The sequence below is a fragment of the Streptomyces sp. NPDC048734 genome (assembly GCF_043198675.1).
Taxonomy (GTDB): domain Bacteria; phylum Actinomycetota; class Actinomycetes; order Streptomycetales; family Streptomycetaceae; genus Streptomyces.
Map to the genome: position 1 here is coordinate 14,291 of NZ_JBICUZ010000015.1, position 18,468 is coordinate 32,758.

The window sequence follows — 18,468 nt, forward strand, 5'->3', positions numbered from 1 at the left end:
GTGGGGGGGGGGGGGGGGGGGGGGGGGGGGGGGGGGGGGGGGGGGGGGGGGGGGGGCGGGCGGGGGGGGGGGGGGGGGGGGGGCGCGGGGGGGCGCGCGCCCCCCGCCCCCCCCCCCCCCCCCCCCCCCCCGCGAGGGGGAGACTCCCGCTCAGGCCTCCTCGAAGCGCCGGCGCGAGGTCTCGATGTGGCCGAGGTACCGGTGCGTCCAGTCGCACAGTCCGTCGATCGTCACGCGCAGGGCGTGACCCGGCTCGGTCAGGGCGTGCTCGACCCGTGGCGGCACCGTGGGGTGGACGGTCCGCTCCACCAGGCCGTCGCGCTCCAGCATGCGCAGGTTCTGGGTGAGCATCTTGTGGCTGATGCCCTCGATCTCGTCCCGCAGCGCGCTGAACCGCAGCGTGCGGTCGCCTCGACTGAACGGCTTTCGTGGCGAGGACCTGGTCCCGTGCCGCGCCGCCGGTGGTCCGCGGTCGGTCCGCCGGTGGTCCGCGGTCGGTCCGTGCGGGGGTGGCGGGCCGGCTCGCGGTGGGGCCCCGGCCGGGACCGCCGGCTCACCGTCCGAACCGCCCGCGCTGGGGTCACGGCTCCGGTCCGCCCGCGCTGGGGTCACGGCTCCGGTCCGCCCGCGCCGGGGTCACGGCTCCGGTCCGGTCACGTCACGGTCAGCGTCCGCGCGATCGACGCCACCGCGTCCGGACCGACCCGGCAGCAGCCGCCGATCAGCCGTGCGCCCGAGTCCCGCCAGGCGAGGACCTGTTCGGGGGCGAACGTCGAGCGGCCGTTCCAGGCGCGGGCCCCGGCGTCCCAGGCCTCGCCGCTGTTGGGGTAGACGACGACCGGCTTGCCGGTCACCCGCGCCGCCGTCGTCACGGCATCCTCGACGTCCTCGGGGGCACAGCAGTTCACACCGACCGCGATCACCTCGTCCGCCTCCGCGGCCAGGGCGAACGCCTCCTCCAGCGGCTGCCCGGCGCGGGTGCGGTCACCCGCGACGCTGTACGACAGCCAGGCCGGCACGCCCAGTCCGCGCACCGCCCGCAGCAGCGCCTCGGCCTCCTCCGCGTCCGGGACGGTCTCCAGTGCCAGCACGTCCGGCCCGGCGGCCGCCAGCACCTCGAGCCGGGGCCGGTGAAACCGCTCCAGCTCGTCCACCGTCAGCCCGTAACGGCCCCGGTACTCGGACCCGTCCGCGAGCATCGCCCCGTACGGCCCCACCGACGCCGCCACCCACAACGGCCGGCGAACGCCCCTGTCCCGGGCCTGCCGGGCCGCCTCCTGAGCCAGCTCCACGCTCAGCGCGAGCAGGCGGGCCGCCTCCCCACGGTCGATCCCGCGCTTCGCGAAGCCCTCGAAAGTCGCCTGGTAGCTGGAGGTGATGGCCACGTCCGCGCCTGCGTCGAAGTAGGCGAGGTGCGCCTCGGTGACGGCCTCGGGCCGCTCCGCGAGCAGTCGCGCCGACCACAACTCGTCGCTCAGATCGTGTCCGGCGGACTCCAGCTGGTTGGACATGCCGCCGTCGAGGACCACCGTCCCGGCGGCGAGCGCCGCGGCGAGGGCGGGCCGGCGCGGGCCGGAAGCCGGTCCCGAAGGGCCGTGGGCCGAGCTGCCGTGCACGGAGGGACCGGGTGGGGAAGGGGTGTCGCTGGTCATGCCCCGACGCTAACCGAACCCGGAACGGACGAACCGAGGGTGTCCACCAGGTGAACGGATCGCCCACGATGTGGGACGCGGGGCTACGATCACGCACTCCCCGCCCCACCGCACCCGTACGGACCCGCCATGACTTCCCCCGACACCACCGAGGCCACCGGCCCCGGCCCGGCCACCGGCCCCGGCCTCAGCCCCGCACCCGCACCCGAACCCCTTCCCGCACCCGCTCCCCGCCGACGCCGCTTCGGCCTCGCCGCCGCCACCGCCCTCGTCATGGGCAACATCATCGGCGGCGGCATCTTCGCGCTGCCCGCGGCGGTCGCCCCGTACGGCACGGTCAGCCTGCTCGCCTTCGTCGTCCTCTCCGTGGCCGCGCTCCTCCTCGCCCTCCTCTTCGGCAGGCTGGCCCGCCGCAGCCCTGTCACCGGCGGCCTGTACGTGTACCCGCGCGACGCGTTCGGCCCCTTCGCCGGCTTCCTGTCCGCCTGGTCGTACTGGACGATGTGCTGGGTCAGCATCGCCGCGCTGGCCGTCGCCGTCGTCGGCTACGTCGACGTGCTGATACCGCTGCACGGCAGTCACGCCCTCGAAGCGGCCGTCGCGCTGGCCGCGCTGTGGCTGCCGGCCGCCGCCAACTTCGCCGGCACCCGCTGGGTGGGCACGGTGCAGATCGTGTCGACCGTCCTGAAGTTCGTCCCGCTGCTGGTGGTCGCCACGGTCGGTCTGTTCTTCGTCGACACCGACAACTTCGGGCCGTTCAACGCTTCCGGGGACAGCGTTCCGGGCGCGCTCGCCGCCTCCGCCGCCCTCCTGCTCTACAGCTTCCTCGGCGTGGAGTCGGCGGCCGTCAGCGCGGGCGAGGTCGACGACCCCGAACGCACCGTCGGCCGGGCGGGCGTCCTCGGCACGCTGGGATCCGCGCTCGTCTACCTGCTGGGCACGGTCGCCGTGTTCGGCCTGGTCCCGCACGAGCGGCTCGTCGACTCCGGAGCGCCCTTCGCCGACGCCGTGAACGCGATCACGGGCGGCAGTTGGGGCGGCACCGTCATCTCCCTGGTCGCCGTCGCCTCCATCGTCGGCTGCCTCAACGGCTGGATCCTGCTGGCCGCGCAGATGCCGTACGCCGCCGCCCGCGACGGACTGTTCCCGCGGCCGTTCGCCCGTGTCGGCAAGGGCGGGGTGCCCGGCTTCGGAGTGTGGGCCGTGGCCGTCCTCGGCACGGTGCTCATCGGCCTCAACTACACGGCGGGCCCCGACACCACGTTCCGCGTGCTGGTCCTCATCACCACGTTCACCGGCTGCGTCCCGTACCTGCTGTCGGCCGCGGCCCAGCTGTACTGGCTGGCCCGCGGCACCCGCGAACGCGTCCGTCCCGCGGGTCTGGCCCGTGACCTCGTCGTGGCCGCCCTCTCCTTCGCCTTCTCCTTCTGGCTGATCGCGGGAGCCGGTTACGCCGCCGTCTACCAGGGCGTGCTGTTCCTCTTCGCGGGCATCCCGGTGTACGTGTGGCTGCGCGGCCGCCGGGAGACGCCGGAGCCGAGCGCGCCGACCGGGTGACCGGGTGACCGTGCCGACCGGCGTGAGTATCTTGGGCGCGTGACCGACATCGCCGCCCCGGAGGCCGAGGCCCGCGAGGTCCTCGGCCCCGGCGCCGGCCGGGCGTCCGCCGAACCCCTCGCGCACAACCCGAAGAACGGGGTCACCGCCGGTGTGTGGCGGGTCCGTGCCGGCGACCGGTCGGCGGTGCTGAAGGTGCTGACCCGCAGGAAGGCGGCCGAGGGCCGCTGGGCCGCCTCGGACGACCCGCGGCACTGGAACCACTGGCGGCGCGAGGCCCACGTCTACGCGTCCGGCCTGGCGCAGACGTGGCAGCCGTACGGCATCCGTGCGCCCGGCCTGCTGGCGTGCGTCGAACGGCCGGACGGGGACGTGGCGTTGTGGCTCGAGGACGTCCCGGGCGAGCCCGCCACCTCCTGGACGGTCGAGCGACACGTCGAGCAGGCCCGCAGGCTCGGCGCGGCCCAAGGAGCGCAGGCAGCGCAGGGAGGTCCCGAGGCGACCGACCGGCCCTGGCTGACCCGACGGTTCCTGCGCCAGTACGTCGAGAGCAACACCCTCGGACTCGAACTCCTCGACGACGACGAGGCGTGGCGGCAGCCTTTGGTGCGCGACCACTTCCCGCCCGGTCTGCGCGGCGCCATGGTCCGCCTGCATCACGACCGGGAGTGGTTCCTCCAGGTCATGGAGAAGCTGCCGCGCGCCTTCAGCCATCTCGACCTGTGGCCCGCGAACGCCCGCGCGGACGAAGCGCGTCCGCCGGGCTCCGTCGTCCTCGACTGGGCCTTCGCGGGCGACGGCGCGCTCGGCGAGGACCTCGGCAACTACCTCCCCGACACCGTTCTCGACCTGTTCCTGCCCGCCGCGCGCCTGCCCGCCTACGCGGCGACGGCGTACGAGGCCTATCTCCACGGGCTGCGGCAGGGCGGATGGCGGGGCGACGAGCGGCTCGTACGGCTGGGGGTGTGCGCGTCGGCGGTGAAGTACGACTGGATCACCGCCCTGATGCTGGCGCGGGCGGGGGAGGAGCAACGGGACTACGGCGGCACACGGACGGTGCAGGCCGAACTCCGTTACCGGGAACGCGGGACGACGCTGGCCTTCCTGGCACGGTGGGCGGCGGAGGCGCGCCGACTGGCGCCACAGGTCGGATTCCCGCAGGCGCCGAGCGGACGGTGACGGGCGCACCCGGCACTCCGTCAGGTGCGCCGACGTCACCGGTCAGTCCCTCTGGCCGGGCGCGCAGCTCGAGCAGTACGACTGCAACGGCGGCGGCAACCAGAAGTACTGGTTCAAGCCGGTCGGAAGCGGCTACCACCAGTTGGTCGTCAGGAACAGTTCCCTCTGCGTGCGGGAGAACGCGAACACCGTCACCCAGGAGAACTGTGACGCCACGGCCGCCGCCCAGCAGTGGTCGCTCACCACGTCGGGCAGCTGGGTCAGCGTCAGGTCCCGCGCCGGCGGCGAGTGCCTGGACGTGAACGGCGCGTCCACCGCCAACTCCGCCGCCGTCATCACGTACACCTGCAACGGAGGCACGAACCAGCAGTGGACTCGTGGAACCTGACGTTTCTTCAGTTCGTCAGGCCAGGAGGTCGATCGCGTCGAAAGCGGTCCCCGCGCTGAGGAAGCCGGTCGTCCCCGAACCGCTCACCACGTTGATCCTCAGCACGTTGTACTGACCGGTGTCCGTCCGCCAGGCGCTCGCCGGGACGTTGTAGGTGAAGGTGTGGTTGTTGCCCCGGTAGGAACCGTTGGTCAGTGACCGCGTGTTCGGCTGGGTCGGCGGGGAGGGGACGGCCGAGGTCCAGGTGTCGTTGACGACGACCTGCGGGCGGCCGTTGGCGTAGGCCGTCGTCACGCCGATCCGCAGGGTGTGCGCGGCGGCGGCCTGGGCCGCGGTGAGCCGGAAGTACACCAGCAGACCGCTGTTGACGTCCTTCCAGATGTAGCAGGGGAAGGCGGAGGTCTCGCTGCCGCTGCCGACGACCACGTTGCCCGTCCAGGGGGCGGCCCGGACGTCGGAGGGGTGCGCGTACGTCATCAGGTCGGCGTTCTTGAAGCCGGCGGGCGAGCCGGTCCACTCGTTGATCCGCCAGACGGCGCTCGCGTTGCCCGGGTCGTTCGTGGCCGGGATCGCGATCGAGTTGAGGGTGGTCGTCGACCCGGCGGACACGGTCACCTGTGTGCTGTACACCGCCAGCTCGCTCTTGTACACGGTCAGCGTGTACGTCCCCGGCAGCACTCCGCCGATGGAGTGGTAGCCGTCCGACGCCCGTGCCGAACCCCAGTACTGGGCGGCCGCGTTGGCCAGTCCCACCGTGTACGGGTACGCCGTGTTCCGCCCCGTGATGCCGACGCACGCGACCCGGCCCCGGCCGCTCGCCCCGACGTACCCGGCGATGCCCAGCGAGTCCGCCCACGGCGTGGTCAGTGTGCCCGGGGACAGCGCCGGTGAGGGGGCGCCGCCGTCCGTGAACGCGATGACGTACGGCCCCTGGAGGCCGAAGCGCTGGTCCTCGGTCTGGTTCTGGCCGTAGTGGAGGATCTCGTACAGGCCGCCGCCGTCCGCGCTCTGGTGGCGCAGGAGGGACCGGTAGAAGGGGCCGCCGGAGGCCTTCTCGTGGTTGCTGCGCACGATCCACAGGCCCACGCCGCCGGCGCTCCAGCCGACGTGGTCGTAGTCCATGACCCGACGCCTCGCGTAGTGCTTGGAGCGGGTCTGGCCGTCGGACTTCGCGAACACGTCCGAGGCCTCGATGGTGCTGGTGGTGTACGTGTAGGAGTCCGGTTCGTCGTTGAGGAACAGGCCCTTCCTCACGCGCAGGATGTAACGGGTCGCCGGGACGGACGTGTCGGCCTTGTAGGTCCACAGGTAGACGTTGTTCTCACCGCTGCGGGCCGCGTAGTAGTGCTTCAGCGTGCCGTACGCGACGGAGATCAGGATCGTCGAACCGGACTGCTTCACCGACACGGCGGAGGCGCCGAGGCCGGACTCGACGTGCGAGTTCATGCCGCCGTAGCCCTGGTACTCCACGCCGCGGTGGACGAGCGAGGTCAGGTCGCCGTTGGTCTTGCTGACCTTGAAGACGAGGCTCGCGCCGGTGTCGACGACGTAGTGCGAGCCGTCGTCGGTCCAGCCGAAGGCCGCGGCGGACGCGGGGGCGGCGAGGGGACCGGCGAGCGCGGCGGTGCCGGCGGCGGCCGCGGCGCCGAGGACGAAGGTGCGGCGTCGGACCGGCCGGTGGCTGTCGGATCCGGACATGGGGGTGCCTCCTTCGGGAGGTGTGGGGGTGCGGGTGACTGGTCAGCGTGGCAGTTGAATCGATTTCGCGAAAGGGCTTTCGTTGGAAGGGAGTTGGCAATCCCGCGAAATGGGCCTGAGGTCTAGAAAGCGCTTGCCGGAGGCGGTACGGTCCTCCGCCAGGTCCTGTTGCCGCGACCGAGGAGCCGCAAGTGAGACGTTTCACCCCCGCCGTGCCGGCGGCGCTGGCCCTGGCCACCGCCCTGACGGCCGTACCCGCCGCCCGGGCCGACGACGGCGCGGGCCCGCCGTTCGGCATCGCCGACTGCACCGCCACCGCCTGCCACTTCGACGTGCCGCCCGGCACCTACGACGTGAAGGTCCTCCTCGGCGGCGAGGCCGCGTCGAGCACCGCCGTCGGCGGCGAGACCCGGCGTGCCCTGCTCCCCGAGACCGCCGTCGCGGCGGGCGAGCGCGTCGCGCGCAGCTTCACCGTGAACGTCCGCACACCCGAGGGCGAACCGACCGGTGCCGACGGAACCCCCGGCCTGGACCTCGTCCTCGGTGGCTCGGCCCCCGCCCTCGCCGGCATCCGCGTCACCCCCGCCCGGCACCCCCGCCAGATCTTCCTCGTCGGCGACTCCACGGTCTGCGACCAGCCGGGCGACCCGTACTCCGGCTGGGGTCAGCAACTCCCGCAGTACCTGCGCAAAGGCGTCTCCGTCGCCAACCACGCGGACTCCGGTGAGAGCACGGTCACCTATCTGGGGAACCCGCGGCTGTGGGCCACCGTCCAGCCGCGGATCCACCGCGGCGACCTGGTGCTGATCCAGCTCGCCCACAACGACAAGACGACCGACGGGGCGACCTACCGGGCGAACCTGGAAACCCTGGTCGCCGGCGTCCGCGCGAAGGGCGGCGAGCCGGTCCTCGTCACCCCGATCGTGCGCCGCTGGTTCAACGCCGACGGCACGCTGAACAACGGAACGGCCCTGCTGGTCAACGGCCTCGGCGTCGACCACCCCGCCGTCGTCCGCTCGGTCGCCGCGGCGCACGACGTCCCGCTGATCGACCTCACGGCGAAGACCAAGGCCCTGGTGGAGTCCCTGGGCGTGGAAGGGTCCAAGGCCCTGTACCTCTACAACGAGAAACGGGACAACACGCACACCTCGGCACACGGCGCCACCGTCTACGCGGGCCTGGTCCGTGACGAACTCGTCGCCCTGCGCCTGGTGCCGGAGGGCCTCGTACGGGTGGGATAGACACCTGGGGGCGCCCCGACCGGAACCGGGACGCCCCCAGGCTCCGTTCCGACCGGAACCGGGACGCCCCCAGGCTCCGCGCCGCCACCGGCTCCGGCCCGCCGCCACCGGCCCGCCGGTACGGGAGGAAGGGCGTGACCGCCACCGCCACCGGCCGGCAGCGAAGACAGGAGGCCGGTGCCGCAGGCCCCGTCCGCCCGTCCGTCCGCCCCGGCCGGTTCGGAAGGAAGCAGCCCCCGCACCGGTTTCACCCGCGCCCACTGGGAGGCGGCCGCCGACGCCCTGCTGGCCGCCGTGGAGCCCTACGCCACCGAGGATCGTGCCCTCTACCCCCTCCCCGGCGCCCGCGAGAGCTGGTCCAGGCCTGGACGACTCGCTCACCGGCGTCACCGGCGTCACCGGCGTCACCGGCGTCACCGGGGACGTCGGTGACGCCGGCTCGCTGTTCGTCGCCCTCGCCCGCCTGACCGGCGAGCCGGACCCGGTTCCGCTGGAGGAGTCCGTGCCGGTGCGGACGACGGACGCGGCGGAAGGGATCGTCCACGTCCGCTTCGGCGAAGGGCCCGAGGTCCGGGTGACCGTCTCGCCGGACGGCGTACGGGTCACCGGTGCGGCGGGGACGGACGGGCCGCCGGCTTCCGGGACTTGAGGCGGGCGGCGGCCGCCCGCGCCCGGGGCGGGCCACCGGACGTGGCACGGGCCGGTGCCCGGGAAGGCGTCGGTGCCCGGGAACGTGCTGCCGTCGGGCAACGTGCCGGTGCGCGCGTTGCCCCGCGGAGGCGGTTGCACGAGAATCCCGGCATGACTTCCAAAATCCGCCACGTGACGATCGACAGCGCGGACGCCCACGGCCTGGCGACGTTCTGGTCCGCGGCCCTCGGTGAGCCCCTCCACGAGGACGACCGTCCCGGCGACGAGGAGGCGCTCATCGAGGGCGCCGGCCTGCTCTTCGTGACGGTCCCCGAGCGCAAGACCGTCAAGAACCGCGTGCACCTCGACCTCCAGCCGCAGGACCGCACCCGCGACGAGGAGGTCGACCGCCTGCTCGCCCTCGGCGCCACCCTGGTCGCCGACCACCGCCGGCCGGACGGCAGCGGGTGGGCGCTCCTCGCGGACCCGGAGGGCAACGAGTTCTGCGTGGAGCGGAGCGCGGCGGAGCGGGCGGGCTGAGGCCCGCCGGCCCGGCGGCGGTCACCGCGCGCGAAAAGCCGTTCCCCGGTCCCCGGTCCCCGATTCCCGGTCCCCGGTCCCCGATTCCCGGTCCCCGATCTCGATTCTCGACGCGACGGATCCTCGCCGCCGCCCGAGGGCGCCGGTCACTCGCCGGTGGGCCAGTGCGTCAGGGCCGTGTGCAGGGCTTCGACCGCCTTGTCCCACGAGCGCTGGACGTCGCGGGGCGCGCCGAAGCCGCCGCCCGCCTCCAGGGTGCAGTAGCCGTGGAAGGTGCTCCGCAGCAGACGTACGGCGTCGGTGAGGTCGGGTTCCTCGAGGCCGTACGCGCGGAGCATGCCGTAGGTGATCTCGGCGGTGCGGCGGAACGCCGGGGCTTCGGCGACCAGGGTCTGGTCCATGGGGATCTGGGTGGCGGCGTACCGTCCCGGATGCTCCAGCGCGTACTCGCGGTAGGCGCCGGCGAAGGCCGCGAGGGCCTCCTTGCCGGAGCGGCCCGCGACGGCCGGGGCGATCCGGTCGATCAGCTCGGCACCCGCGTACAGCGCGAGGCGGGTCCGCAGGTCCTGGATGTTCCGGACGTGCGAGTACAGGCTCGCGTCCTTGACGCCGAAGCGGCGGGCCAGCGCGGAGAGGGTGACGTTGTCGAACCCGGCCTCGTCTGCGAGGTCGGCGGCGGCCGTGACCAGGAGGTCCGCGGTGAGGCCGGCTCGGGGCATGGGGGACGCCTTGTTCTTCGGGGGCCTTGGTGGGTCGGGAGGATCCTAAGGGCTGTCTCGGTGGGGTGCCTTCGCGGCGAATGCGGCGTGATCATGGTCACTGCCCCCGGTGGAAGCGTGTGAGCCGCTTGTGGAAGCGCTGAGGGATCGTTTAGAACGTCCCCATTCGTGAACAGCGGGAAGGCGTGCACAGGTGGTCGGCAGATCCTCCGAAGAGTCCGGGAACGGCGACTCGTCCATATCCGACGAGGACCTGCGGGCGTTCCTCCGGGAGAGCGAGCGGGGCGCGCCCGACTCCGCCCCGAAGGAGCCTTCCGCCCGTGCCCGCATGGTCACCGAGCGGCTGCGCCGACAGGACGCCCGCGGTGAGGCGCCCCAGCCGTGGCGAGGCGGCCCGGACCCGGGTGCCCGCCGTCGACGGCGGCAGGTGTGGCCCTTCCTCGGTGTCGCCCTGGCCCTGTGCGCGCTCGCGGTGTCGCTGAAGCCGTCGCTGCTGCCCGGCGACCCCTTCGGAGCGGGAGGGCCCGAGGCCGTGACGGTGACGCCGCTTCCGGCGGAGACCGCCGCTCCCACCGCCGCGCCCGCCCCGGCGCCGGAGGAGGTCCCCACGCTCGACCGGCCGTTCGCCGGCTCGCCCGCGCTCGGCTGGGCCGACGGCGAGGCCGGTATCGTCCCGCCGCCCGCGAAGGCGGTCGGCTCGGTCCAGGAGGAACGCGTCGCGGAGGCCCTGCGGTTGACCCAGAAGCTGCTGATCGCCGCGAATCTCGACCCGGGGACCCTGCGCGGTGAGCGGCCCGAGGCCGCGCTGGCCCTCCTCGACCCGACGCAACCGCACCTGCTCGACGATCTGAACGGCTCCCTGCGCTCCCCGGACGAGGACCACGACCCCCTCGGCCTGTTCAGCCGTTTCGACCCCGACGAGGTGCGGCTCGTCGGCGGCGTGGTCAAGACCCGCGGGCGCATGACGGTCGGGAAGGGAAAGTACGCCGGGGTCGCCGTCCACGCCGACTACACCTTCGTCTATCCGGTCTCCCGGGCCGACGGCAGCACCGAGGTGACGCGCACGATCGTCCGCCGCTCCCTCGACGTCGAACTCCCCGACCCCGCCCGGTACGACGTCACCCCCGGCCGTCTGACCCTCGTCGAGTACAACGGCGACTTCGGCAACGACGCCTGCGACGTCAACGACGGTTTCCTGCACCCCCGTTTCCCGAGCGCGGAGGCGACGGCGCCTCCTCCCACCGGGCCGGCCAAAGACCCGTACGACCGCAGCAGGGGCTTCGAGGAGGGCCTCTCCGACTGCGCCACGCTGACCCGCGTCTGACATCGGCGGCAGCCGCCCTCGACGGCGTCCGGCCACGGCCGTGCCGGGCGCCGGAACCGCTGCCCCGGTACCGGGGCAGCGGCCCCGTACCGGAAGCCGGTGGCGACCGCCCCGCGAGCAGCCGCGCCCCGCGGGGCCCGTTCCGCGCCGGCGGCCTCAGCCGGCCGGCGCGTACACCACCCCCAGCTTGTCCACCTCGGCTCCGGCGCGGCCCGTGAAGCCGACGATCTGCCAGCCGGGCGGGGCGGTGAAGGTTGTCGCGTCGGCGGTCGCCGTGCCGGTCGACAGGGTGCGGCCCCTGTCGGTCGTGAAGGACGCCGAGAAGACGCGCGTACGGCCGTCCTTCTGGCCCTGCGTCAGCTTGACGGACGTGAGGTGCTCACCCGTCGCCAGGGTCAGCGAGGCGGCCGTGCCGCCGGTGCCGCCGTGGGTGAGGACCGTACCGCCGTCGTGGGTCAGAGAGACGGCGTCCACGCGGGAGCCGCCGCGCAGCGTGAGGGTGCGGGGGGCCGGGACGGCCGGCAGGTCGTCCGCGTCGGTGAACGCCGTGCCGTGGGGGCCGCCGAAGAAGTCGCTCGCCTGCAGGCCGGAGCCGAGGGTGTAGGAGAAGTCCACCGTGTGGGGGAAGTGGTCGGAGAGGTTGCCGCCCGCGGAGTCCAGGAAGGACGCCCACGCGTTCCGGTACCGGGTGGCGTCGAGCGACAGGAGCCTGCTGCCGCGGTAGAGGACCTTGTCCACCACCTCGCAGTCGTTCGTCGGGGCCGTCGTCGGGCAGACCAGCGCGTCCGCGCCCCGGTCCGGCGGCGTACCGCCCTTGACCAGCTCCACCCAGGGGTCGGTGAGCCCGTTCTCGGTGACGAGGGTGCGGATGTTGTCCCCGGCCCGGGTGTAACGGGTGTTGGTGTCACCCATCACGACCACCGCGTTGCCGGACGAGTTCGCCTGGATGAAGTCCGACAGCTGCTCGATGTTGGCGCGCCGGGCGGCCATCGCGTCGTCCGTCGAGTCGGCGTTGGTGTGCACGTTGTACAGGTCCAGGAAGACGCCTTCGGCAAGCCGCACCCGGGCCAGCGAAAAACCCTTCGGGGTGAGGCAGTTGGTGCCCGTGCAGGCGTTCCACCGCACCCGCTCGAAGTCCTCGAAGGCGTAGTCGGAGAGGGTGTTGAGGCCGTCGCCGAACGGGACGCCGCCGCTCGTCGCGGTCCGGTGGGGGTGGTCGTCCCCCGCGTACAGCGCCGCGTGGTGGTTGAAGTCCTCCTGGACGTTGACGATGTCGTACGCCCCCAGCCGCGGTGAGATCAGGGGGGTGTTGGTCGCCGGACGGCCCGAACTCAGGCCCTCGGGCAGACCCGCCACGTTGTAGGTGAGCACGTTGAACGAACCGGTGGTGGCCGCCGCGGCGGCGGGCGTGGCGGGGCGGCGGCCGCGCCGGGCGTCGCGCGCGTGGCTGCGAGGCCGGTGAGGGCGAGTGCGGTGGCCGTGAGGGTGCCGAGGAGTCGTCGTCTCATGGTGGGGGTGTCTCCCGGTGGGGGGTGGGGGGCGGACTGCCGGGAAGGCGAACGCTGCTCAGATTCGGTGGCAATCAGTCTGACGGGAAAGGGCAGTTGGGGGAACAGCGGAAGCTGGGGCGAGCCGCCGTGTCCGGGTCGGCCGCCGCTCACCCCCCGGTCGTTCAAAATTCATGTTTCGCCCTGATTCTCCTCACGCGGCGTGCACGCGCCGCGGAAGGCAGCCGCGGAAGGCAGCGGCAACCGGGAGGGCACCATGGGACACGGGCACGGACACGCGCACGGCCACCACCATCACGGACACGAGCACCACCACGACCACGAGGCGGCCACCGCGCTGCCCGCCGCCTTCGACGCCTCCGTTCCCGACGAGGCACTCAGCCCCGAGCAGCGGTCCCGCCGGTCGCTGCTGCGCCGCGCCGGTCTGCTCGGCGCCGGTCTCGCCGCCGGAAGCGTCCTCGGTCAGACGGCCGCCGCGACTCCGGCCGCCGCCGCCCCGGCGGCCCCGGCCCGCGCCGGCCGCCGCTCCACGGGCTTCCTCTGGCTGGCCGGCGACCACCACATCCACACCCAGTACAGCAGCGACGGCAAGTACCGCGTCGTCGACCAGGTCCGGCAGGGCGCCAGGCACGGCATGGACTGGCTGGTCATCACCGACCACGGCAGCGCCACGCACGCCAGGATCGGCGTCGAGAAGGTCAACCCGGACATCAGGCAGGCCCGGGCCGCGCACGAGGACACCCTCGTCTTCCAGGGCCTGGAGTGGAACATCCCGGGCGCCGAACACGGCACCGTCTTCGTCCACCCGGGGCGCAACGAGGTCTCCGTCCTGAAGCAGTTCGAGACCGACTACGACGGCAGCGTCAAGGGCGCCTCCGACTCGACGCCCGCCAACGAGGCCCTCGCCGTCGCCGGACTCGCCTTCCTCGGCGAGCAGGTCCGCCGCCGCAAGGTCAAGGACGCGCTGATGCTCGCCAACCACCCGGCGCGGCGCGGCGTCGACTCCCCGCACGAGATCCGCGCCTGGCGCGACGCGACGCCCGCGAGCCGTCAGATCGCCGTCGGCTTCGAGGGCGCGCCCGGCCACCAGGCCGCCGGCCTGCCCGCCCCGCTCGGCATGGGCCGCGCCCGCGGCATCTACGACAACAACCCCGGCGCCAACTCCTTCCCCGGCTACCCGCTGGAGAGCTACCGCACCTGGGGCGGCTTCGACTGGATGACGGCCACGGTCGGCGGGCTGTGGGACAGCCTCCTCGCCGAGGGCAAGCCCTGGTGGATCACCGCCAACTCCGACTCCCACCAGGTCTACGCCGACACCGCCGTGCGCGGCCCCGGCGGCGACTTCGCCACCGACGGCCGCTACCGGGACCCGGTCTACGGCGGCAGGATCGACATCACCCAGGGCGACTACTGGCCCGGCCAGTACAGCCGTACCCACGTCGGCTCCGACGGCTTCTCCTACGCCGCCGTCATGGACGGCATCCGCGCCGGACGCGTCTGGGTCGACCACGGGCAGCTCGTCGACGGGCTCGACGTGCGGGTGGCCGGCGGCGGCCGCTGGGCCACTCTCGGCGGTGCCCTGCACGTGAAGAAGGGCACGTCGGTGAAGCTGACGGTCGACGTGGCGCTCGCCGCCGGCACCAACTGGGCGGGCTTCGTGCCCGAGCTGGCCCGCGTGGACGTCATCCAGGGCGACGTCACGGGCCCGGTCGCCGACAAGGACACCTTCACCGCGCCGACCGCGAAGGTCGTCCGCACCTACGAGGTCGACAAGACGGCCGGGACGGTACGGCTCACCTACGACCTCGGACGGGTGGACCGGCCGGTGTACCTCCGGCTGCGCGGCTCGGACGGCAACCGCAGCGCCGTCGGCGCGATGGGCGCGGCCGTCGACCCGGCGGGCCCGGCCATCGACGTCGTCGGTGACGCCGACCCGTGGGCCGACCTCTGGTTCTACACCAACCCGGTCTGGGTCCTGCCGTCGTGACACCGCACGACCGCACGCCGTCGACCCGCACGCCGTACGTCCTGACGGTGGACGCCGGTTCGCGTGACCTGCGCACCGCCGATCACCTGCTCCGCACCCTCGCGGCGGAACTCGACCTCGCGGAAGGGGTGTTCGGCTGCACCCACCTCCTGCGGGGCGAGCGGCCGCGCGTCGCCGTCTCCCTCGCACCGGAGACGGCGGCGGAGCTGGACGAGATGCGCGCACGGCTGGTGGCCCGGGGGTACGAGGTGGGCGTGGGCGCCCCGGACTCCGTGGGCCGCGCGGTGCTGTACCGCGGGGCTGACCGGCTGCGCGGCACGACGACGGTCGGGGAGGTGCTGTCCGGGTCCGCGATCGACCGGGTCACGGTCCTGGGCACTCCGGATCAACCACCGCTGTCGGCAAGGCTGGTGACGAACGATCACGTCCGCCCGCAGTGGCAGGACGGCGAGCTGGTGCTCGCCGCGATGCCCGCCGCGGGCGGCACCCTGGTCCCCTTCGAGGTGCCCGAACCGACGCCCTGCTGCGCGGACCACTGAGGTCAGCGCGGCTTGCGGCGGGCCCGGCGCGGTCGGTGCGGCGCGTCCAGCTCACCGACCACCGCCCGCACGTGCGCGGGGCCCCCGGGAGCGCGGCCGCCCGCGCACCACCACACCGCCCGGCCGTCCTCCTGGCCCGCGTGCATCCCGAGACCGTGCTCGCCGCAGACCGGCCAGACCTGCCACAGGCACTCCAGCACGGTCTCCTGCGCGGCCTCGGCGACCTCGGCGAGCGCGGTGTCGGGATCGGACGCGGAGCCGTGCCAGAGGTGGTTGCCGTGCCGGCGGCCGTCGGGCAGGGCGACGTACACGTGCTCGCGCCCCGACCCGTCCTCGGCCTCCTCCTCGTCCCAGGACGGCAGGGCCAGCAGCCGCAGGGGACCCCGGCCGGGGAGCAGCGCGTCCAGGTCCCGGTGGACGAGCGCCAGGGCCTCCTCCCACAGCGGGTACTCGCCGGGCCGGACGGAGCGGGGACTGTCGTGAGAGCCGTTCATGCAGGTCATCGTGGATCATGACAGCCCCCGGCGGTAGTCGTTTGACGCCGGTCCGGGCGATCCCCTGCACCAGCCAGCGCTGGAGGAAGAGGAACACCGGCAACAGGGCAGGACGGACAGGGCCGTGGCCGTGGCCGTGAAGACCAGGTGGTGGTTGACGGCCTGTTCGGTCCCCGCCTCACCGTGGGCGCGGAAGTACTGCACGAGGCCACCCCCGAACTCCCGCCACCGCGCCCGACATCCGGTTCCGTGCCGGTCAGGCCGACGGCGCCGTACGTCCCCTGTTCGCGGCCGAGACGGAGCCCGGAGCCGTGGCGGCAGCCGCGCGTTGCGTGCTCCGTTGCCCCACCGCCTGCAGCGCCCCCTCGAGCGCGAACGTCGCCGCGCCCAGGCAGACCGGGTCGGTGGGGATCGGCGAGAGAACGATCCTGGTCGAGGCCAGTGGACGCCGCAGCGCGTGCCGGGCGACGGCCTCACGGACCTCGTCGAGGAGGGGGTCGCCGAGCCGCGCGGCGACCCAGCTGCTCAGCACGACGACCTCCGGATTGAGGAGGTTCACCAGGTCCGCGATGCCGGCGGCCAGGTAACGGGCGGTGTCCCGGACCACCTTGACGGCGACCGGGTCGCCCGCGGCGACTCCGCGGGCCAGCGCGTCGACGGTGGCGGTCTGGTCCTCCGGGTGCAGCAGCGGGCTGCGCGGGCTGTGTTCGCGCAGGTTCTGCATGATCCCGGGCGCGCCGACGTACGTCTCCACGCAGCCGTGGTTGCCGCAGTGGCACAGCCGGCCGTCGAGCACGAGCGTGGTGTGCCCCCACTCGCCGGCGCTGTTGCTGACCCCCCGGTGCAGTGCGCCGCCCAGCACGAGCCCCGCGCCGACCCCGGTGCCGAGATTGACGACGACGGCGTCCCCGTGCCCGCGCGCGGCGCCGAACCACAGCTCGGCCACCGCGCAGGCGCGCAGCGGGTTGTCCAGGTGCAGGGGACACGCGATATGCGCGCGGAGCAGGTCGCGCAGCGGCACGTCGTGCCAGTCCCAGTTGGGCGCGTACTCGGCGATCCCGGTGTCCCGGTCCACCTGCCCGGGCACGCTCACGCCGACCCCGAGCACCCGGGCCGTCTCGACGCCCGCCTGCGCGACGACCCGGTCCACGGCCGCGGCGACATGGGCGACGACCTGCTCCGGGCGGCTCTCGCCGGGGCGGATGTCCTCCTCGGCGCGGGCCAGCACGTTCAGCGCGAGGTCGAACAGCTCGACGTGGACGTACGTCTCCGCGATGTCCACGCCGATCAGCGCACCCCCGGCGGCGTTGACGGCCACCAGGCCGCGGGGCCGGCCGCCGGCCGAGTCCTCGAAGCCGACCTCCGTGATCATGCGCAGGTCGAGCAGTTCACCGACCAGGGTGGCGACGGTGGCCAGGCTGAGGCCGGTGGCCGCGGCCAGCTCCTGCCGGGAGGTCGGATACCGGGCGATGATCTGGCGCAGCACCTCGTAGCGGTTCGCGGTACGGATGTCACGCGAAGTGCGCTTCACCGGAGAACCTCTCTCTGCTGTGCCGACGTCCGACGTCCGACGTCCGACTGCCGACTGCCGACCTCCGACTGCCGACAGTCGACCTGCCGACCTGTCGATGTTCCCGCACGTCGGACGCCGAGGCCGGGACGGCGCCGGCGCGGCGTCAGGCTATGGCGTGCGACAAGGTTCGACAAGGGGTTAGGAAAGGGGGTCGACGAAGTCGCGGCCAGGGGTGGCGGCTCACGGGCCGAGGACGTCCCGCACGAAGGCGTTGGTGAACGTCCCGGCCGGATCCAGTTCCCGCACCAGTGCCCGGAAGTCGTCGATCCGCGGATACCGTCCGCGCACCGCGGCGGCGGGCAGTTCGTACACCTTGCCCCAGTGCGGCCGGGGCTCGAACGGCTCCAGTACGGCCTCCAGCTCCCGCACCACCGGCAGCACGGCTGCCGTGTCGTCGACCCAGGTGAAGTGCACGGCGACGGAGTCCCGCCCGTGGGCCGGGCTCAGCCACTGCTCGTCGGCGGCGACGGTACGCACCTCGCAGGTCTGCAGCACGGAGGCGACCGTCTCCCGGACACCGTCGACCGCACGCAGGATGTCGGCGGCGTGCTCACGCGGCAGCAGGTACTCGCTCTGCAGCTCGTTCCCGCTGCTCGGCGTGAATTCCGCGCGGAAGTGCGGCAACCGCTCGTGCCACGGCCCCGGCACACCGAACTGCTCGGTGCAGTTGACCGCGGGCATCCCCGGTACCGGATGCAGTGCCTCGGTGGCCGGAACCGCCCACGGGAAGTCGGCCGGGGGCTGGTCGGTGCGCCGCTTGAGCCACACCTGCCGGAACCCGGGTGCCCGCCAGTCGGTGAACAGGCTCACGCTGTACGCCGCCGCCGCGACGGTCTCGAAGTCCAGCCCGTCCAGGGGAAGTTCGGTGAACAGATGCTGCTCGACCTCGAAGGCCGGCTCCAGGTCCAGGGTGAGCGCGGTCACGACACCGAGGGCGCCCAGCGAGGTGACGGCCCCGCCGAACCGCTCGTCCCCCCGCCCGATCACGACCGTCGACCCGTCCGCCGTGACGATCTCCACCTCCCGCACCGGCGCCGCGAGAGGACCGTTGCCCACTCCCGAACCGTGGGTGCCGGTCGCCACCGAGCCGGCCACCGAGATGTGCGGCAGCGAGGCCATGTTCGGCAGCGCCAGCCCGTGCGCGTGCACCCGCCGGGCCAGCTCGGCGTACCGCACCCCGCCGCCGACGCGCACCGTCCGCGCCGACGGGTCCACCTCGACCTCGGCGGGCAGCGCGCCCAGCGACAGCAGCACCCCGTCCGCGCCCGGCTCGGCGATCGCGTTGAAGGAGTGCCCGCTGCCCAGCACCCGCACCCGCCCGCTCGCCGCGACGAGCGAGCGCAGCGCGTCGAGCGAGGCGGGACGGTGCAGCTCCCCGGCGGCGTACGTGATGTTGCCCGCCCAGTTGGTCACGGTCTCGGCCATGCGAATCGCCCTCC

14 protein-coding genes and 4 pseudogenes are annotated in these 18,468 nt (G+C 73.6%); 10 read left to right on the forward strand and 8 right to left on the reverse strand.

What is annotated here, in order from left to right:
- Positions 1-150: 150 nt before the first annotated feature.
- Both ACGFQC_RS29820 and mmuM read right to left on the reverse strand, forming a co-directional pair.
- Positions 151-411, reverse strand: a pseudogene (locus tag ACGFQC_RS29820) (winged helix-turn-helix transcriptional regulator); the annotation flags it as partial.
- Between the two features lie 242 nt (positions 412-653).
- The gene (mmuM, locus tag ACGFQC_RS29825) at positions 654-1,652 is read right to left on the reverse strand and encodes a homocysteine S-methyltransferase (RefSeq protein ID WP_363091475.1); all 999 of its coding nucleotides are present in this window, start codon (positions 1,650-1,652) and stop codon (positions 654-656) included.
- A 129-nt stretch (positions 1,653-1,781) separates the two neighbouring features.
- On the opposite strand from mmuM, the gene ACGFQC_RS29830 reads away from it, so the two are divergent.
- From ACGFQC_RS29830 to ACGFQC_RS29840, 3 genes and pseudogenes are all read left to right on the forward strand, one after another.
- Positions 1,782-3,209 (forward strand): amino acid permease, encoded by a 1,428-nt coding sequence (locus tag ACGFQC_RS29830; protein WP_363091476.1) that lies wholly within the window; start codon positions 1,782-1,784, stop codon positions 3,207-3,209.
- A gap of 39 nt (positions 3,210-3,248) precedes the next feature.
- A complete protein-coding gene (locus ACGFQC_RS29835) occupies positions 3,249-4,388 on the forward strand; it encodes an aminoglycoside phosphotransferase (RefSeq protein ID WP_363091477.1) in 1,140 nt (379 codons plus the stop codon).
- 10 nt (positions 4,389-4,398) lie between these two features.
- Positions 4,399-4,776 (forward strand): annotated as a pseudogene (locus ACGFQC_RS29840) (RICIN domain-containing protein); the annotation flags it as partial.
- Between the two features lie 15 nt (positions 4,777-4,791).
- Here the strand turns inward: ACGFQC_RS29840 and ACGFQC_RS29845 are convergent.
- Positions 4,792-6,474: a rhamnogalacturonan lyase B N-terminal domain-containing protein gene (locus ACGFQC_RS29845; protein ID WP_363091478.1), complete on the reverse strand. Its 1,683-nt coding sequence runs from the start codon at positions 6,472-6,474 to the stop codon at positions 4,792-4,794.
- Positions 6,475-6,665: 191 nt separating this feature from the next.
- On the opposite strand from ACGFQC_RS29845, the gene ACGFQC_RS29850 reads away from it, so the two are divergent.
- From ACGFQC_RS29850 to ACGFQC_RS29865, 4 genes and pseudogenes are all read left to right on the forward strand, one after another.
- On the forward strand, positions 6,666-7,715 hold the full coding sequence (locus ACGFQC_RS29850; protein WP_363091479.1) for a rhamnogalacturonan acetylesterase: 1,050 nt from the start codon (positions 6,666-6,668) through the stop codon (positions 7,713-7,715).
- 177 nt (positions 7,716-7,892) lie between these two features.
- Positions 7,893-8,093 (forward strand): annotated as a pseudogene (locus ACGFQC_RS29855) (hypothetical protein); the annotation flags it as partial.
- Positions 8,035-8,364, forward strand: a complete 330-nt coding sequence (locus tag ACGFQC_RS29860; protein WP_363091480.1) for a hypothetical protein — start codon at positions 8,035-8,037, stop codon at positions 8,362-8,364. The pseudogene ACGFQC_RS29855 and the gene ACGFQC_RS29860, both read left to right, overlap by 59 nt.
- Before the next feature lie 152 nt (positions 8,365-8,516).
- Positions 8,517-8,885, forward strand: coding sequence for a VOC family protein (locus tag ACGFQC_RS29865; RefSeq protein WP_363091481.1), 369 nt, complete (start codon positions 8,517-8,519; stop codon positions 8,883-8,885).
- A 146-nt stretch (positions 8,886-9,031) separates the two neighbouring features.
- Here the strand turns inward: ACGFQC_RS29865 and ACGFQC_RS29870 are convergent, their stop codons facing one another.
- Positions 9,032-9,604, reverse strand: coding sequence for a WHG domain-containing protein (locus tag ACGFQC_RS29870; protein WP_363091482.1), 573 nt, complete (start codon positions 9,602-9,604; stop codon positions 9,032-9,034).
- A 193-nt stretch (positions 9,605-9,797) separates the two neighbouring features.
- Between ACGFQC_RS29870 and ACGFQC_RS29875 the strand changes: the two genes are divergently transcribed.
- The gene (locus tag ACGFQC_RS29875) at positions 9,798-10,928 is read left to right on the forward strand and encodes a hypothetical protein (protein WP_393288928.1); all 1,131 of its coding nucleotides are present in this window, start codon (positions 9,798-9,800) and stop codon (positions 10,926-10,928) included.
- Between the two features lie 156 nt (positions 10,929-11,084).
- On the opposite strand, the pseudogene ACGFQC_RS29880 reads toward ACGFQC_RS29875, so the two are convergent.
- Positions 11,085-12,436: pseudogene (locus ACGFQC_RS29880) on the reverse strand (jacalin-like lectin).
- A gap of 256 nt (positions 12,437-12,692) precedes the next feature.
- Between ACGFQC_RS29880 and ACGFQC_RS29885 the strand changes: the two are divergent.
- Together ACGFQC_RS29885 and ACGFQC_RS29890 are read left to right on the forward strand one after the other, a co-directional pair.
- Entirely contained in the window at positions 12,693-14,423 is a 1,731-nt protein-coding gene (locus ACGFQC_RS29885) for a PHP domain-containing protein (RefSeq protein ID WP_363091483.1), read from the forward strand.
- Positions 14,420-14,962 carry a hypothetical protein gene (locus ACGFQC_RS29890; RefSeq protein WP_363091484.1) on the forward strand — a complete coding sequence of 181 codons (543 nt, stop codon included), beginning with the start codon at positions 14,420-14,422 and terminating at the stop codon, positions 14,960-14,962. The genes ACGFQC_RS29885 and ACGFQC_RS29890 overlap by 4 nt, the downstream gene beginning before the upstream one ends.
- A gap of 2 nt (positions 14,963-14,964) precedes the next feature.
- Here the strand turns inward: ACGFQC_RS29890 and ACGFQC_RS29895 are convergent, their stop codons facing one another.
- The 3 genes from ACGFQC_RS29895 to ACGFQC_RS29905 form a co-directional block, all read right to left on the reverse strand.
- Positions 14,965-15,456: a hypothetical protein gene (locus ACGFQC_RS29895; RefSeq protein ID WP_363091485.1), complete on the reverse strand. Its 492-nt coding sequence runs from the start codon at positions 15,454-15,456 to the stop codon at positions 14,965-14,967.
- 256 nt (positions 15,457-15,712) lie between these two features.
- Positions 15,713-16,987: an ROK family protein gene (locus ACGFQC_RS29900; protein ID WP_363091486.1), complete on the reverse strand. Its 1,275-nt coding sequence runs from the start codon at positions 16,985-16,987 to the stop codon at positions 15,713-15,715.
- A gap of 222 nt (positions 16,988-17,209) precedes the next feature.
- Positions 17,210-18,454, reverse strand: a complete 1,245-nt coding sequence (locus ACGFQC_RS29905) for an FAD-binding protein (RefSeq protein ID WP_363091487.1) — start codon at positions 18,452-18,454, stop codon at positions 17,210-17,212.
- Positions 18,455-18,468: the final 14 nt, after the last annotated feature.

Coding starts and splice junctions, on each gene's coding strand:
- mmuM (WP_363091475.1), bottom strand. CDS start 1,652: ATGACCAGCGACACCCCTTCCCCACCCGGTCCCTCCGTGCACGGCAGC.
- ACGFQC_RS29830 (WP_363091476.1), top strand. CDS start 1,782: ATGACTTCCCCCGACACCACCGAGGCCACCGGCCCCGGCCCGGCCACC.
- ACGFQC_RS29845 (WP_363091478.1), bottom strand. CDS start 6,474: ATGTCCGGATCCGACAGCCACCGGCCGGTCCGACGCCGCACCTTCGTC.
- ACGFQC_RS29865 (WP_363091481.1), top strand. CDS start 8,517: ATGACTTCCAAAATCCGCCACGTGACGATCGACAGCGCGGACGCCCAC.
- ACGFQC_RS29870 (WP_363091482.1), bottom strand. CDS start 9,604: ATGCCCCGAGCCGGCCTCACCGCGGACCTCCTGGTCACGGCCGCCGCC.
- ACGFQC_RS29885 (WP_363091483.1), top strand. CDS start 12,693: ATGGGACACGGGCACGGACACGCGCACGGCCACCACCATCACGGACAC.
- ACGFQC_RS29895 (WP_363091485.1), bottom strand. CDS start 15,456: ATGAACGGCTCTCACGACAGTCCCCGCTCCGTCCGGCCCGGCGAGTAC.
- ACGFQC_RS29905 (WP_363091487.1), bottom strand. CDS start 18,454: ATGGCCGAGACCGTGACCAACTGGGCGGGCAACATCACGTACGCCGCC.